The organism is Citrobacter sp. (assembly GCF_050252275.1).
In the GTDB taxonomy this organism is placed as follows: Bacteria; Pseudomonadota; Gammaproteobacteria; order Enterobacterales; family Enterobacteriaceae; genus Citrobacter_A; species Citrobacter_A amalonaticus.
The window spans coordinates 1-15,920 of sequence record NZ_JBFWLF010000076.1; the positions used below are offsets into that span (position 1 = coordinate 1).

A 15,920-nucleotide genomic window follows, 5' to 3' on the forward strand; every position below is an offset into this window, starting at 1 on the left:
CGATTCACTGCATTTAACAATGTGGTAAGCATCTGAATTTACCCCTGGTTCACTCTGATTTTTTCACGCTACGCGTTATCCCCCCTGAAAGGAAGCCGCTGAAAATAAGGGGGGGCCACGCAGCGTAATCACTATCTTCATCTAAACTTGTAACCGGTATCACAATTAAGGAGATGGAAAACCATGAAACAAACGGTTGCCGCTTTTATTGCTAAAACACTGGAACAGGCAGGTGTGAAACGTATCTGGGGCGTGACGGGCGATTCGCTGAACGGCCTGAGCGACAGCCTCAATCGCATGGGAACGATTGAGTGGATGTCGACCCGTCATGAAGAAGTTGCCGCGTTTGCGGCGGGTGCGGAGGCGCAACTGACCGGTGAACTGGCGGTTTGCGCAGGGTCTTGTGGACCCGGTAACCTGCATCTGATCAACGGTCTGTTTGATTGTCATCGTAACCACGTCCCGGTGCTGGCCATCGCCGCCCACATTCCGTCCAGCGAAATTGGCAGCGGCTATTTCCAGGAGACGCACCCACAGGAACTGTTCCGCGAATGTAGCCACTATTGCGAGCTTGTTTCCAGCCCGGAACAGATCCCCCAGGTCCTGGCGATTGCCATGCGCAAAGCGGTGCTCAATCGTGGCGTCTCGGTGGTGGTATTACCAGGCGATGTGGCATTAAAACCAGCGCCAGAAAGCGCCAGCAGCCACTGGTATCACGCGCCCTTGCCGATCGTCACGCCCGCAGAAGAAGAGTTAAGAAAGCTGGCTCAACTGTTACGCTACTCCAGCAATATCGCCCTGATGTGCGGCAGCGGCTGCGCGGGTGCGCATAAAGAACTGGTCGAGTTTGCCGCCAAAATTAAGGCCCCCATCGTTCACGCCCTGCGCGGTAAAGAACATGTCGAATATGACAACCCATATGATGTGGGGATGACCGGATTGATCGGCTTCTCATCCGGCTTCCATACCATGATGAATGCCGATACGCTGGTGCTACTCGGCACGCAGTTCCCTTACCGCGCGTTCTACCCAACTGACGCCAAAATTATCCAGATTGATATCAACCCCGCCAGTATCGGCGCGCACAGTAAGGTCGATATGGCGCTGGTAGGCGATATCAAAGCCACGCTGACGGCACTGCTGCCGCTGGTGGAAGAGAAAACCGAACGTAAATTCCTCGATAAGGCATTGAGCGATTATCGCGATGCGCGTAAGGGTCTCGACGATCTTGCCAAACCCAGCGAAAAGGCAATTCACCCGCAGTACCTGGCGCAACAAATCAGCCACTTTGCCGCCGATGACGCCATCTTTACCTGCGACGTCGGTACGCCGACGGTATGGGCCGCCCGCTACCTGAAAATGAACGGCAAGCGCCGTCTGTTGGGCTCGTTTAACCACGGTTCGATGGCTAACGCCATGCCGCAGGCACTGGGCGCACAGGCCACCGCACCGGGACGTCAGGTGATCGCTATGTGCGGCGACGGCGGATTCAGTATGCTGATGGGGGATTTCCTGTCAGTGGTCCAGATGAAGCTCCCGGTCAAAATCGTGGTCTTTAACAACAGCGTGCTGGGTTTTGTGGCGATGGAGATGAAGGCCGGTGGTTATCTCACTGACGGTACGGAGTTGCACGACACTAACTTTGCGCGCATTGCCGAAGCGTGCGGCATCACCGGTATTCGGGTGGAAAAAGCCGCAGACGTTGATGAAGCACTACAGCGCGCCCTGTCAATCGACGGCCCGGTGCTGGTGGATGTAGTTGTTGCAAAAGAAGAACTGGCCATTCCGCCGCAGATCAAACTGGAGCAGGCCAAAGGCTTCAGCCTGTATATGCTGCGCGCCATCATCAGCGGTCGCGGCGATGAGGTGATCGAACTGGCAAAAACCAACTGGCTCAGGTAAAACAATGCACATCGCCTTTCAAACAATAGGGATGTGCAATGATTGATCTACGCAGTGATACCGTCACCCGTCCGAGTCGCGCCATGCTTGAAGAAATGATGGCCGCCCCGGTGGGGGACGACGTGTACGGGGATGACCCTACCGTTAACGCTCTCCAGCAATACGCCGCTGACCTTTCAGGTAAAGAAGCGGCGTTATTTTTACCCACCGGCACCCAGGCCAACCTCGTGGCGCTACTGAGCCACTGCGAGCGTGGCGAAGAGTATATCGCCGGTCAGGGGGCCCATAACTATCTGTATGAAGCCGGTGGCGCGGCGGTGCTCGGCAGCATTCAGCCGCAGCCGATTGACGCTGCGCCAGACGGAACGTTACCGCTGGATAAAGTCGCCGCCAAAATAAAGGCAGATGACATCCACTTTGCCCGTACCCGCCTGCTAAGCCTCGAAAATACCCACAACGGCAAAGTCCTGCCACGAGAGTATCTGAAAGAGGCATGGGAATTTACCCGTGAGCGCGGTCTGGCGCTGCATGTCGATGGCGCACGTATTTTTAACGCTGTCGTGGCGTACGGCTGTGAACTCAAAGAGGTCGTGCAGTATTGCGACTCCTTTACCATCTGCCTGTCCAAAGGGCTGGGGACGCCGGTCGGATCGCTACTGGTCGGCAGCCGCGATTACATCAAGCGCGCCATCCGCTGGCGCAAAATGACCGGCGGCGGCATGCGTCAGGCCGGTATCCTGGCGGCAGCCGGACTGTATGCCCTGAAAAATAACGTTGCGCGCCTGCAGGACGATCACGACAACGCGGCCTGGCTTGCAGAGCAGCTACGGGAAGCCGGGGCGGACGTGATGCGTCACGACACCAATATGCTGTTTGTCCGCGTCGGTGAGGCCAACGCCGTAGCGCTGGGTGAATACATGAAGGCACAGGGCGTGCTGATCAACGCGTCGCCGATTGCCCGTCTGGTGACCCATCTGGATGTTTCACGGGAACAGCTTGCTGATGTCGTCGCCCACTGGCGCGCGTTCCTGACTCGTTAAGGAGAGAGATGTGCCGCAACGCATAGTGGTTCTTGGCGCCAGTGGTTACATTGGTCAACATCTGGTGCAGGCGCTCAGCCAGCAAGGACATCAGGTACTGGCGGTGGCACGTCGCATTGAACGGCTGGACAAACAGCAGTTGCCCAACGTCAGCTGTCATAAGGTCGATCTGAACTGGCCGACGCAGCTTGCGTCTCTGTTGACGAATGTTGATACCGTCTACTATCTGGTACACGGTATGGGAGAAGGCGGCGATTTCATTGCCCATGAGCGTCAGGTCGCGCTTAACGTGCGTGATGCTCTGCGTGAAACGCCGGTCGGGCAACTGATTTTTCTCAGCTCCTTGCAGGCACCGGAACACGAGCAGTCTGACCACCTGCGGGCGCGGCAGATCACCGCCGATACCCTGCGCGAGTCTGGCGTACCGGTAACGGAACTGCGCGCCGGGATCATCGTCGGAGCCGGTTCCGCCGCATTTGAAGTGATGCGCGACATGGTCTACAACCTGCCGGTGCTGACCCCGCCGCGCTGGGTGCGTTCACGTACCACGCCCATCGCGCTGGAAAACCTGCTGCATTATCTGGTGGCCTTGCTGGATCACCCGTCCCGTGAGCATCGGATCATTGAAGCCGCCGGGCCACAGGTGCTAAGCTCACAGCAGCAGTTCGACCATTTCATGACGGTGAGCGGCAAGCATCGCTGGCTTATCCCCATCCCCTTTCCCACCCGTTGGATTTCCGTCTGGTTCCTGAATGTCATCACCTCGGTGCCGCCTACCACCGCGAAAGCGTTGATACAGGGCCTCAGACACGATCTGCTGGCCGATGACAGCGAATTGCGGGCGTTGATACCCCAAAAGCTTATCGCCTTTGACGATGCTGTACGCAATACGCTGAAGGAAGAGGAAAAACTGGTGAACTCCAGCGACTGGGGTTACGACGCGCAGGCGTTTGCCCGCTGGCGACCGGAATACGGCTTTTTCGCCAAACAGGCCGGGTTTACCGTAAAGACATCCGCCAGTTTGCCGGCGTTGTGGCGGGTAGTGAACCGTCTTGGCGGCAAAGAGGGCTATTTCTTTGGCAATGGATTGTGGAAGATCCGCGCCGCGCTGGATCTGCTAGTCGGGCATCGGCTGGCAAAAGGTCGTCCTGAACACGAACTGCTTCAACCGGGCGATACTGTAGACAGTTGGAAAGTGATTATCGTCGAGCCAGAAAAACAGCTCGCGCTGCTGTTTGGCATGAAAGCGCCAGGCCTGGGACGGCTGAGCTTTACCCTTGACGATAAGGGCGATCATCGCGAAATTGACGTGCGTGCCTGGTGGCATCCGCACGGTATGCCAGGGCTTTTCTACTGGCTGCTGATGATCCCGGCGCACCTGTTTATTTTCCGGGGGATGGCAAAGAAAATTGCCAGACTTGCAGAACAAATCACAGATAAATCGTAAAAACTTACTGTATTGTTTCACGTTTCCCATTGCATACCGACGTAATTCACGGAAGAATGCGCACGACGTTTTATTAAACACAGTGGACTGATATGAAGGTACTGGTTACCGGCGCAACCAGCGGCTTAGGACGAAACGCGGTTGAGTTTTTGCGCAACAAAGGCATCAGCGTCAGAGCGACCGGTCGCAACGAAGCGATGGGTAAACTGCTCGAAAAAATGGGCGCGGAGTTTGTGCATGCGGATCTGACCGAGCTGGTCTCTTCGCAGGCGAAGGTTATGCTTGCGGGCATCGATACGCTGTGGCACTGCTCAAGTTTCACCTCACCCTGGGGAACTCAGGAAGCCTTTGATCTGGCAAACGTACGTGCGACCCGCCGTCTTGGCGAATGGGCCGTCGCATGGGGCGTGCGTAACTTTGTTCATATTTCCTCTCCATCGCTTTATTTCGATTATCACCATCATCGCGATATCAAAGAAGATTTTCGCCCGCACCGCTTTGCCAATGAATTTGCCCGCAGCAAAGCCGCTGGCGAAGAGGTCATCAGCCTGCTGGCCCAGGCAAATCCGCAGACCCGGTTTACGGTGTTGCGCCCACAGAGCCTGTTTGGCCCACACGACAAAGTGTTTATTCCCCGTCTGGCGCACATGATGCACCACTACGGCAGCGTGCTGTTGCCGCACGGCGGCAGCGCGATGGTCGATATGACCTACTATGAGAACGCAATCCACGCGATGTGGCTGGCGAGTCAGGAACTGTGCGACAGCCTGCCGTCCGGTCGGGTGTACAACATCACCAACGGCGAACCCAGAACCCTGCGCAGTATCGTGCAAAAGCTGATTGATGAACTGAATATTCACTGCCGGATCCGTTCCGTGCCCTATCCGATGCTGGATATGATTGCCCGCAGCCTGGAGCACTTTGGTAATAAGTCTGCCAAAGAACCGGCGTTAACCCACTACGGGGTGTCGAAGCTGAATTTCGATTTTACGCTGGATATCAGCCGTGCCGAAACGGAACTGGGGTATAAGCCGGTGGTGACGCTGGATGAAGGTATTGTGAAAACGGCCGCGTGGTTGCGCGACCACGGAAAACTGCATCGCTAACCTTGCCCATACTTTTCCAGTAACGCCTCAGCAATCGCCTGCGTTTCGGCATCGGCAACGCCGTTCCACAACGTCGGGCGGAAGTGCATCTGAAACGCCATCACAACGCGCTGCTGTTCACGCGCGGTCATTTCAGGCTTCACCCCATACCCATAACGCGACAACAGATCCAGCAGTGAGGCCATCTCAACGGGCGTATGCGGCGCCCGCCCAGCGAGGTAGAAATTTACCCGCTGCGCATCGGGCCAGGCGCCAATGCCTTGTGCTGCCAGCGCTCGCCAGGGAAACAGCGGACCGGGATCGTCTTTTCGCTGTGGGGCAATATCCGCATGCGCGACCACGTTCTGTGGCTTGATGTCGTAACGGGCGATAATGTCTTTTGCCAGCGGGATCAGCGCCTGAATCTGCGCAGGCTCAAACGGGGCAAAATATTTATCACCCGCCGATTTTTGCCAGCCGCGATTTTCCAGCTCAATGCCAATCGAGGTGTCGTTGATGCGCGTCGCGCCGCGCCAGAAACTGATACCGGCATGCCACGCCAGATCCTGTTCCGGCACCAGTTGCCAGATACGCGGTTTACCACGATGCAACGGCGGCACGGACGGGATCAGATAATGCGAACTGACGTTTTTATCCGTCAGCGTCGCCAGCGAGCTATCGAAGTCATCCGCGGTATAGTGGATCACCAACACTTTGATGCGCGGATATGCCGCCTGCGCCTGATGACGGGTATCAAGCTGATAACCGTCTTTATCAACGATCCCTTTTTCGCCCGCGCATCCCGTCAGCAGTAACGCAAAGGCCGCCAGCCATAACCCCTTTCTCATCGACGCGTTTTCACCGCCGTCCCGCTGACGCTGACCATCAGCATGCTGCTGTCTTTGCCGACCGTTTCATAATCGATATCAATGCCCACGACGGCGTCCGCGCCCAGCGCTTTCGCCTGCTCGCCTAGCTCTGCGAAAGCAATTTCACGCGCTTTGCGTAACTCTTTTTCGTAAGCGCCTGAACGACCGCCGACGATATCGCGGATACCGGCAAAAAAGTCCCGGAAAATATTCGCGCCCAGAATGGCTTCGCCTGTGACCACACCGCAGTATTCCACGATGCTTTGTCCTTCGAGCGTGGGGGTTGTCGAAAATTGCATGATGTCTCTCCTGGTTACATTCAGCACATTATCAGCGCCATACACTATCATTGAAAGGATATAATTGATTATCGTAGATGACTGTTATCTTAGAAGACTCATGGCAGAACGCTTATAAGGAAATCACTATGCGCTATTCGAAACTCTCCCTGCTCATCCCTTGCGCGCTGCTGCTCAGCGCCTGCACTACCGTCACGCCAGCCTATAAAGACAACGGGCCGCGTGCGGGGGCCTGTGTGGATGGCGGCCCGGACAGTGTGGCTCAACAATTCTATGACTATCGTATCCAGCACCGCAGTAATGATCTCACCGCCCTGCGCCCTTATCTGAGCGACAGCCTGGCGAAACTGCTGTCGGATGCCAGTCGTGACAGTGCGCATCGTCAATTGATGAGCAGCGATCCGTTCTCCAGCCGCGCCACGCCGCCGGACAGCGCCAGTGTTGCCAGCGCTTCGACCATTCCGAATAGTGATGCACGAAACATCCCGCTACGCGTTGCGCTGAAACAGGGCGATCAGAACTGGCAGGATGAAGTGCTGATGATCCGTGAAGGCCAGTGCTGGGTCATTGATGATGTTCGCTATCTCGGCGGCAGCGTGCATGCCCCGGCCGGTACGCTTCGTCAGTCGGTTGAAAACCGTTAATCTCTCCGCTTAAACGCGCTAAAAATTGTCCCCCCGTAAATTGTCCGGCATTCTGCATGGAATGCCGACAATTGTTCTTACCGACCTTCCCCCTCGCTATTTTGTGCTATGTTTAATGAGAAATGCGCGTTATATTTAACTTTTAAAGCATAAATATTGCATAACTATTCTGTCAAAGGTACTATCTGCGGCTTCAATAGCTATCAGACGGCCAGTATACGAGCATCAATGAGTATTCAATTAAACGGCATTAACTGCTTCTACGGCGCGCATCAGGCGCTGTTCGATATCACGCTGGATTGCCCGCAGGGTGAAACACTGGTGTTACTGGGCCCAAGCGGGGCCGGTAAAAGCTCACTGCTGCGGGTACTCAATCTGCTTGAGATGCCGCGTTCCGGTACGCTTAACATTGCGGGAAATCACTTCGATTTCCGCAAGACGCCGTCAGATAAAGCAATTCGCGAGCTGCGTCAGAACGTCGGCATGGTCTTTCAGCAATACAATCTGTGGCCGCACCTCACCGTGCAACAGAATCTGATTGAGGCACCCTGCCGCGTGCTGGGTCTGTCGAAAGATCAGGCACTGGCGCGCGCCGAAAAGCTGCTTGAACGCCTGCGCCTGAAACCTTACAGCGATCGCTATCCGCTGCATCTCTCCGGCGGACAACAGCAGCGTGTGGCCATTGCCCGCGCGTTGATGATGGAGCCGCAGGTGTTGCTGTTTGATGAACCCACCGCCGCGCTGGACCCGGAAATTACCGCGCAGATCGTCAGCATCATTCGTGAACTGGCGGAAACTAAAATTACACAAGTGATCGTGACGCACGAAGTGGAAGTGGCGCGTAAAACCGCCAGCCGCGTCGTGTATATGGAAAACGGTCATATCGTCGAGCAGGGTAATGCGAGTTGCTTTGCCGACCCGCAGACCGAAGCATTTAAAAACTATCTCTCTCACTAAGATTCGGGACAACACAATGAAAAAAGTTCTGATTGCCGCGCTTATCGCAGGCTTTAGCCTTTCCGCTACAGCAGCCCAGACCATTCGTTTTGCGACCGAAGCGTCCTATCCTCCGTTTGAATCCATGGACGCTAATAACAAGATTGTCGGCTTTGATGTCGATCTGGCCAATGCGCTGTGTAAAGAGATCGACGCGACCTGTACCTTTACCAACCAGGCATTTGACAGCCTGATCCCAAGCCTGAAATTCCGCCGTTTCGACGCGGTGATGGCCGGGATGGATATCACGCCCGAGCGTGAAAAACAGGTACTGTTCACGACCCCTTACTATGACAACTCCGCGCTGTTCATTGGTCAGCAGGGTAAATTCACTGGCGTTGATCAGCTGAAAGGCAAGAAAGTGGGCGTGCAGAATGGCACCACTCACCAGAAATTCATCATGGATAAGCACCCGGAAATCACTACCGTTCCGTATGACAGCTACCAGAATGCGAAACTGGATCTGCAAAACGGCCGTATTGACAGTGTGTTCGGTGATACCGCGGTGGTCACAGAGTGGCTGAAAGACAATCCGAAGCTGGCGCCGGTTGGCGATAAAGTGACGGATAAAGATTACTTCGGCACCGGCCTCGGCATCGCCGTACGCCAGGGCAACGAGGAACTGCAGCAGAAATTCAACACTGCGCTGGAAAAAGTGAAGAAAGATGGGACTTACGAGACCATCTATAACAAATGGTTCCAGAAGTAAGCCTTGATGAACGAATTTTTCCCACTTGCAAGCGCCGCCGGGATGACCGTCGGCCTTGCCGTTTGTGCACTGATCCTCGGCCTGGCGCTGGCAATGCTTTTCGCCGTCTGGGAGTCAGTGAAATGGCGTCCTGTCGCGTGGACGGGTTCCGCGCTGGTCACCATTTTACGCGGCCTGCCGGAAATTCTGGTGGTACTGTTTATCTATTTCGGCTCCTCTCAACTGCTGCTGATGCTCTCTGATGGCTTTACGATCAATCTGGGCGTCGTGCAGATTCCGGTACGAATGGAGATCGAAAACTTCGACGTCAGCCCCTTCCTGTGTGGGGTGATTGCCCTCTCTCTGCTCTACGCAGCCTATGCGTCTCAAACGTTGCGCGGCGCGCTAAAAGCGGTACCGCTGGGGCAGTGGGAATCCGGCCAGGCGTTGGGACTGTCGAAGACCGCCATTTTCTTCCGGCTGGTGATGCCGCAAATGTGGCGTCATGCGCTGCCGGGGCTGGGCAACCAGTGGCTGGTATTGCTGAAAGATACCGCGCTGGTGAGCCTCATCAGCGTCAACGACCTCATGCTGCAAACCAAGAGTATCGCCACGCGAACCCAGGAACCGTTTAACTGGTACATTATCGCTGCGGCGATCTACCTGGTGATTACGCTGTTGAGCCAGTACATTCTCAAACGCATTGACCTGCGCGCGACACGTTTTGAGCGGAGACCGGGCTGATGTTTGAGTATTTACCTGAACTGCTGAAAGGACTGCATACCAGCCTGACCCTGACGGTGGCATCCATTGTCGTTGCCCTGATTCTGGCGTTGATTTTCACGATTGTTCTGACGCTGAAAACGCCGGTGGTAGTCTGGCTGGTGCGTGGCTATATCACGCTGTTTACCGGTACGCCGCTGCTGGTTCAGATCTTCTTGATCTACTACGGACCGGGTCAGTTTCCGTCTCTGCAGGAGTATCCGGTTCTGTGGCATCTGCTGTCAGAGCCGTGGTTGTGCGCCTTGATTGCACTGTCGCTGAACAGCGCAGCTTATACCACTCAACTGTTCTACGGGGCGATTCGCGCGATTCCGGAAGGCCAGTGGCAGTCCTGCGGCGCGCTGGGGATGAGCAAGAAAGACACGCTGGCAATCCTGTTGCCGTATGCCTTTAAACGCGCCCTCTCCTCGTATTCCAACGAAGTGGTGCTGGTGTTCAAAAGTACCTCTCTGGCATATACCATCACGCTGATGGAAGTGATGGGTTATGGTCAGCTGCTGTACGGTCGCACCTATGATGTGATGGTGTTCGGCGCAGCGGGAGTCATCTACCTGATCGTCAACGGCCTGTTGACGTTAATGATGCGTCTGATCGAGCGCAAAGCGCTGGCATTCGAACGTCGAAACTAAGCACTTTATTGCATAAATCACAACCAACAAGACGGACAAGTTTCTAACCTGTCCGTCTTTTTTTATTTATCACAAAATAGTTAATCATTTTTATTGCATACAAATTCATTTACTGGCATTGTAAATCCATGCCGCAGAAACGGCGCCTCATCATAACGGGAGTCCAACCATGAAAAAGTTAGTTCTGGCCGCATTACTTGCCTCTTTCGCCGTCGGTGCCTCTGCCGCTGAAAAAATCAGTTTTGGCGTCTCTGCGACCTATCCACCGTTCGAATCTATGGATGCCAATAATCAAATCGTCGGCTTCGACCTCGATCTGGCAAAAGCCTTATGCAAACAAATGCAGGCAGAATGTACTTTCACCAACCATGCATTTGACAGCCTGATCCCGGCGCTCAAGTTCAAAAAATATGACGCCGTGATTTCCGGTATGGATATCACTCCAGAGCGGAGCAAACAGGTGGCGTTTACGACCCCCTACTATGCCAACTCGGCGCTGGTAATTTCGAAGAAAGATACCTATAAAACCTTTGCCGACCTGAAAGGTAAACGTATCGGGATGGAAAACGGCACCACTCACCAGAAATACTTGCAGGACAAGCACCCGGAAGTGAAAACCGTGGCCTATGACAGCTATCAGAATGCGTTTATCGACCTGAAAAATGGCCGTATTGATGGCGTATTCGGTGATACCGCCGTGGTGAACGAGTGGCTGAAAACTAACCCGCAGTTGGGTGTGGCAACCGAGAAAGTCACCGATCCACAGTCCTTCGGTACCGGCCTCGGCATCGCGGTTCGCCCGGATAATAAAGTGCTGCTCGATAAACTGAACGCTGCGCTGGCGGCGATCAAGGCCGATGGTACGTACCAAAAAATCAACGACCAGTGGTTCCCGCAGTAAGACAGAGAGTTGGCTGTAGAGTGCCTGATGACGAGACGCTTATCAGGCCTACAAAATACACTTCACTCGCAAGCCGGATAAGGCACCATCGCCGCTATCCGGCAATCCATGACTCGTCCTTCAGCAACAATGTCAGCACTTCATAATGCGCGGTATGTGGGAACATATCGAAAAGCTGTACCCGTTCAATGCGATAGCCTGGCAATGCGGCAATGTCTTTCGCCATCGTCTGCGCATTACAGCTGGAATAGATGATAAATTGCGGTGCCATTCGGCTGAGGTAATCACACAAGGATTTACCAATTCCGCGGCGCGGCGGGTTCACCAGCACCAGATCCGGCACAGCCCCCTGCCCGGTGGCAAACTGCGTCGAATCCAGCGCCTGAAAATGAAGATTGGTTAAGCCCAGTTCCGCCGCTGACTGCTTCGCACAGGCAATGGCTTCCGGCGCAATTTCAATTCCCGTCAACTGCATCTGCGGCGTCGCGCAGTGCAGACCAAACCCACCGACACCACAGAACAGATCCCACATGTGGTTCACCGGCAACTGCCGCACCCAGTCACGCGCTGTGGCATATAATTGGCTTGCCACCGCCGGGTTGGTCTGGAAGAAACTGTGCGGGCGGATCCACAGCGGCACGTCGTTAAACCGCTCCGCCAGCGCCTGCTGTTCAGTCAGGAAGATTTCTGTCTCCCCTTCCAAAATCGCCATATGTACCGGCTGAAGATTGACGCTGATGACCTTCAGTTGCGGCAGTTGCGCCTGCAACCACGGCAGCGCAGCACGCAACTGCGCCAGTTTACTGTCGGAACGCAGAACAAAGCGCAGCATCATACCGCCATCAGACTGACTTTCCGTCAGCAAAAGGTACTTAAGCTCTCCCCGCTTGCGTGCCACGTTGTAGGGAGTTAGTCCGGCCCGCGCAATAAACGGTTTCAGCACAGCAAACACCGGGGCAAACGAGGCCGGATAGAGCGGGCAATCGCACAGATCTTCTGGCGTACCATCGCGATGCAACATGCCCAGCAACGGTTTTTCCACGCTGCCGCTGACCACCATCTTCGCTTTATTGCGAAACGCCTGCTCCGGGCCGCTGACCGGCACGCACCATTCTCCGACGGGAAAACCGGCAAGCAAATTTCGCAGATCGGCGGTTTTGGCGGTGAGTTGCTCGCCCACGGACTGCGTGATCCACTGACAGGAACGACAACGACCGGCGTCATAGAGTGCGCACTGCATACGGAAACCTTTATCTAAACAGGGGCGAGGATTATACACATTATTGTAAGCGGAAGAAGCGACGACTGGCTGCGGGCACAAACAGTAATAACAGCACCAGCATATCGGGCAGTTTTTGCATTACTAGCGTACGCAGAATCTCCCGCTTTGACTCACCCGCAATGCTGAACAGCTCTGGATAGCCGTAGCCCAGCGAGGCCGCCCACAAATAGCTGGCGGCAATCACCTGCGTGAGGAGATAGATCCAGCGCGCCCAGTTACGCCCTTTCACCAGTGAAAACGCACACCAGATTTCAATAAATACCAGCATCAGACTGCCGAGAAAAACCAGCGTTAAATTCCATGTCTGCACGCTGCGATGAATAAACTCGCCCAGTCCGCGAATGCCAAGGGTGTTGAAAATCATCAGCAGATCGAGCCCACGGATCATAATAATGGCGAGCGCCGCCACCTGCACCAGCGTGGGCACATTCAGGCGGGCATGTGATGAGGATGTTTTATTAAAAAATCCCAACGAATCGTCTTCCATGAAAACAATGCCGCGACGAGCGCGGCATTATGTAGCCAGGTTGGCAGATTTTAGTGTCTTCAGTCACGTCTTGCACGTTGGATATCGCGGATCCGCTGTTTTTCCGTGCGAGCCATCAAATACCAGGCGATAAAACCAACAATTCCCACCACCCCGAGTATCAGCGTCGCCAGGGCGTTAATTTCCGGGTTAACGCCCATCCGCACGCTGGAGAAGACCAGCATCGGTAACGTGGTCGCGCCCGGTCCGGAGACAAAGCTGGCAATGACCAGATCGTCCAGCGACAGGGTAAACGCCAGCAGCCAGCCGGAGACCACCGCTGGCATAATCATCGGCAGCGTAATCACAAAGAACACCTTCAGCGGCGTCGCCCCCAGATCCATCGCCGCTTCCTCAATGGAGCGATCCAGTTCACGCAGGCGCGAGGAGATCACCACCGCCACATACGCCGTACAGAACGTGACGTGCGCCAGCCAAATAGTCAGCATGCCACGATCCGACGGCCAGCCAATAGCGTGCCCCAGTGCGACAAACAGCAGCAACAAAGAGAGCCCGGTGATCACATCCGGCATCACCAGCGGCGCGGTGATCATAAAGGCAAAGCCGTTCGACCCGCGAAAGCGACCAAAACGCACCATCACCACCGCAGCAATCGTGCCGAGTATCGCCGCCATGGTCGCCGCGCAGGCGGCGATGGTCAAACTCAACCCCACCGCGCTCATCATTGCGCTATCACGGAACAGTTCGCCGTACCAGCGCGTTGACCATCCCGCCCACACCGTGACCAGTTTGGAACTGTTAAACGAGTAGATGACCAGCATCAGCATCGGCGCATACAGGAAAGTAAACCCGAGCACCAGAATCATAATCCGCCAGGGCGAACGAATTACCGGTAAGTTGTTCATCCGTGGGCCCCTCCGCTTTTTTGCTGATGTTTGTGAAACCACATAATCGGGACGATCAGCAGCAGCAACATGACAATCGCGACCGCAGACGCCACCGGCCAGTCGCGGTTGTTAAAGAACTCCTGCCACAGCACGCGACCAATCATGATGCTGTCTGGCCCGCCGAGCAGTTCCGGGATCACAAACTCGCCCACCGCCGGAATGAACACCAGCATAGAACCGGCAATAATGCCGCCTTTGGTCAGCGGGACGATCACACTAAAGAACGTTTTCAACGGACGCGCGCCCAGATCCAGCGACGCTTCCACCAGCGAGTAATCAATCCGCGTCAGTGCGGTATAAATCGGCAGCACCATGAACGGCAGATAGGCGTATACAATGCCGATATACACCGCCAGATTGGTGTGCAGAATGGTCAGCGGCTGGTCGATCACTCCCAGCCATAGCAAAAAGTTATTCAACACGCCATTATTTTTCAGTATCCCTATCCAGGCATATACGCGGATCAAAAAAGAGGTCCACGACGGCAGGATCACCAACAGCAGCAGAATATTACGCGTTGACGGCTTGCTGTGCGCCACCGCCCACGCCAATGGATACCCCAGCAGCAGACAGCAGAGCGTCGAGATCCCCGCCACCTGTAGTGACTGCAGATAAGCATCAAAATAGAGAGGATCGTCCGTCAACTGCAGGAAGTTACCGAGATTAAGGGTGATCGACAGTTGCCCGTCGGCCCACTCCATCAGCTCCGTATACGGCGGGATCGCTCGCGCCATCTCCGCCAGACTGATTTTAAAGACGATCAGAAAAGGCAGCAGAAACAGCAGGATCAGCCAGACGTAAGGCAGCGCTATCACCAGTTTGCGCCCGTGTTTCATCTGCACGCGCGCCAGCCAGAACGTAAAGCCGCCTGGTTTTTCTACGCGTGCCGGAGGTTCAAGTGTACTCATCTTCGCTCCTTAAACCGTCAACACCACACAACTGTCTGCATCCCAGCACAGACGCACCTCATCGCCCCAGGTCGGCAGACCTTTGCGATAACGGTGAGCGTTTTGCAACTGGGCGCTGATCATCTGTCCGCTTTTCAGGCGAACGTGATAGATGGAGAGATCGCCAAGATAGGCAATGTGCACCACTTCACCGACGGCGAAGTTAAAACCGTCGGCAGGCGGCTCTTCGCAGAGCATGATTTTTTCCGGGCGCAGCGCCACGTGTACCGGCACGTTATCCACCACCGACGCATCCGGATCGACCTTCAACGGATGCACCAGCCCAGGAGAATAGAGCACCAGACCGTCTTCCTGACGCTCTTTAATTACGCCCTCAAAGACATTGACCGAGCCGATAAACTCTGCGCTGTAGCGCGTGGTCGGGTGCTCGTAAATTTCTTCCGGCTCACCGATTTGCACAAACTTGCCACGGTTCATAATGGCGATACGCCCGGCCATGGTCATCGCCTCTTCCTGATCGTGCGTCACCATCACGCAGGTTACGCCGACGCGCTCAAGGATATCGACCACTTCGAGCTGCATACGGTCACGCAGCTTTTTATCCAGTGCGCCCATCGGTTCGTCGAGCAGCAGAAGTTTAGGCCGTTTTGCCAGGCTTCTCGCCAGCGCCACACGCTGACGCTGACCGCCGGAAAGCTGATGCGGTTTGCGTTTAGCGAACTCCTGCATATGCACCAGACCTAACATCTCGTCGACCCGGCTGGCAATTTCTGCTTTCGGCAGTTTGTCCTGCTTCAGGCCAAAGGCGATATTCTGCTCCACCGTCATATGGGGAAACAGCGCATAGGACTGAAACATCATATTGATGGGCCGTAAATAAGGCGGCACCTGGGACAGGTCGACGCCATCCAGCATGATTTGTCCGGTAGTAGGTTGTTCAAACCCCGCCAGCATGCGCAACAGCGTGGATTTTCCACAGCCTGATGCGCCCAGCAGGGCAAAGATTTCGCCTT

At 55.2% G+C, this 15,920-nt stretch carries 17 protein-coding genes; 10 read left to right on the forward strand and 7 right to left on the reverse strand.

The window, feature by feature from the left end; all coding sequences use genetic code 11:
• Positions 1-183: 183 nt before the first annotated feature.
• From poxB to AB7E14_RS08730, 4 genes are all read left to right on the forward strand, one after another.
• Positions 184-1,902 carry a ubiquinone-dependent pyruvate dehydrogenase gene (gene poxB / locus AB7E14_RS08715; RefSeq protein ID WP_044256366.1) on the forward strand — a complete coding sequence of 573 codons (1,719 nt, stop codon included), beginning with the start codon at positions 184-186 and terminating at the stop codon, positions 1,900-1,902.
• A 38-nt stretch (positions 1,903-1,940) separates the two neighbouring features.
• Positions 1,941-2,942: a low-specificity L-threonine aldolase gene (gene ltaE / locus AB7E14_RS08720; RefSeq protein ID WP_316961851.1), complete on the forward strand. Its 1,002-nt coding sequence runs from the start codon at positions 1,941-1,943 to the stop codon at positions 2,940-2,942.
• 10 nt (positions 2,943-2,952) lie between these two features.
• Positions 2,953-4,389: a DUF2867 domain-containing protein gene (locus AB7E14_RS08725; protein WP_428169468.1), complete on the forward strand. Its 1,437-nt coding sequence runs from the start codon at positions 2,953-2,955 to the stop codon at positions 4,387-4,389.
• Between the two features lie 92 nt (positions 4,390-4,481).
• Entirely contained in the window at positions 4,482-5,495 is a 1,014-nt protein-coding gene (locus tag AB7E14_RS08730) for an NAD-dependent epimerase/dehydratase family protein (RefSeq protein WP_043001223.1), read from the forward strand.
• On the opposite strand, the gene AB7E14_RS08735 is transcribed toward AB7E14_RS08730, so the two are convergent.
• Together AB7E14_RS08735 and AB7E14_RS08740 are read right to left on the reverse strand one after the other, a co-directional pair.
• On the reverse strand, positions 5,492-6,322 hold the full coding sequence (locus AB7E14_RS08735) for an N-acetylmuramoyl-L-alanine amidase (RefSeq protein ID WP_428169469.1): 831 nt from the start codon (positions 6,320-6,322) through the stop codon (positions 5,492-5,494). The genes AB7E14_RS08730 and AB7E14_RS08735 overlap by 4 nt on opposite strands.
• The gene (locus AB7E14_RS08740; RefSeq protein ID WP_042320310.1) at positions 6,319-6,642 is read right to left on the reverse strand and encodes a heavy metal-binding domain-containing protein; all 324 of its coding nucleotides are present in this window, start codon (positions 6,640-6,642) and stop codon (positions 6,319-6,321) included. The genes AB7E14_RS08735 and AB7E14_RS08740 overlap by 4 nt, the downstream gene beginning before the upstream one ends.
• Before the next feature lie 128 nt (positions 6,643-6,770).
• Here AB7E14_RS08740 and AB7E14_RS08745 point away from each other — a divergent pair, with 128 nt between their 5' ends.
• The 6 genes from AB7E14_RS08745 (at position 6,771) to artJ (ending at position 11,283) form a co-directional block, all read left to right on the forward strand.
• Positions 6,771-7,286 carry a lipoprotein gene (locus tag AB7E14_RS08745; protein WP_043001225.1) on the forward strand — a complete coding sequence of 172 codons (516 nt, stop codon included), beginning with the start codon at positions 6,771-6,773 and terminating at the stop codon, positions 7,284-7,286.
• 228 nt (positions 7,287-7,514) lie between these two features.
• Complete coding sequence (artP, locus tag AB7E14_RS08750; RefSeq protein WP_043001226.1) at positions 7,515-8,243, forward strand: arginine ABC transporter ATP-binding protein ArtP; 729 nt, start codon at positions 7,515-7,517, stop codon at positions 8,241-8,243.
• A 16-nt stretch (positions 8,244-8,259) separates the two neighbouring features.
• The gene (gene artI / locus AB7E14_RS08755) at positions 8,260-8,991 is read left to right on the forward strand and encodes an arginine ABC transporter substrate-binding protein ArtI (RefSeq protein ID WP_043001227.1); all 732 of its coding nucleotides are present in this window, start codon (positions 8,260-8,262) and stop codon (positions 8,989-8,991) included.
• Between the two features lie 6 nt (positions 8,992-8,997).
• On the forward strand, positions 8,998-9,714 hold the full coding sequence (gene artQ, locus AB7E14_RS08760) for an arginine ABC transporter permease ArtQ (protein WP_316961853.1): 717 nt from the start codon (positions 8,998-9,000) through the stop codon (positions 9,712-9,714).
• The gene (gene artM / locus AB7E14_RS08765) at positions 9,714-10,382 is read left to right on the forward strand and encodes an arginine ABC transporter permease ArtM (protein WP_042320323.1); all 669 of its coding nucleotides are present in this window, start codon (positions 9,714-9,716) and stop codon (positions 10,380-10,382) included. Before artQ ends, artM begins: the two co-directional genes overlap by 1 nt.
• 169 nt (positions 10,383-10,551) lie before the next feature.
• Positions 10,552-11,283, forward strand: a complete 732-nt coding sequence (gene artJ / locus AB7E14_RS08770) for an arginine ABC transporter substrate-binding protein ArtJ (RefSeq protein ID WP_428169470.1) — start codon at positions 10,552-10,554, stop codon at positions 11,281-11,283.
• 94 nt (positions 11,284-11,377) lie between these two features.
• Here the strand turns inward: artJ and rlmC are convergent, their stop codons facing one another.
• The 5 genes from rlmC to potG form a co-directional block, all read right to left on the reverse strand.
• Entirely contained in the window at positions 11,378-12,523 is a 1,146-nt protein-coding gene (gene rlmC, locus AB7E14_RS08775; protein WP_316961854.1) for a 23S rRNA (uracil(747)-C(5))-methyltransferase RlmC, read from the reverse strand.
• 40 nt (positions 12,524-12,563) lie between these two features.
• Positions 12,564-13,052, reverse strand: a complete 489-nt coding sequence (locus AB7E14_RS08780; protein ID WP_043001232.1) for a YbjO family protein — start codon at positions 13,050-13,052, stop codon at positions 12,564-12,566.
• A gap of 59 nt (positions 13,053-13,111) precedes the next feature.
• Positions 13,112-13,957, reverse strand: coding sequence for a putrescine ABC transporter permease PotI (gene potI, locus AB7E14_RS08785; RefSeq protein ID WP_044326564.1), 846 nt, complete (start codon positions 13,955-13,957; stop codon positions 13,112-13,114).
• Entirely contained in the window at positions 13,954-14,907 is a 954-nt protein-coding gene (gene potH / locus AB7E14_RS08790) for a putrescine ABC transporter permease PotH (protein WP_316961855.1), read from the reverse strand. Before potH ends, potI begins: the two co-directional genes overlap by 4 nt.
• 9 nt (positions 14,908-14,916) lie before the next feature.
• On the reverse strand, positions 14,917-15,920 hold a 1,004-nt coding region (potG, locus tag AB7E14_RS08795; RefSeq protein ID WP_428169471.1), incomplete at its 5' end, for a putrescine ABC transporter ATP-binding subunit PotG.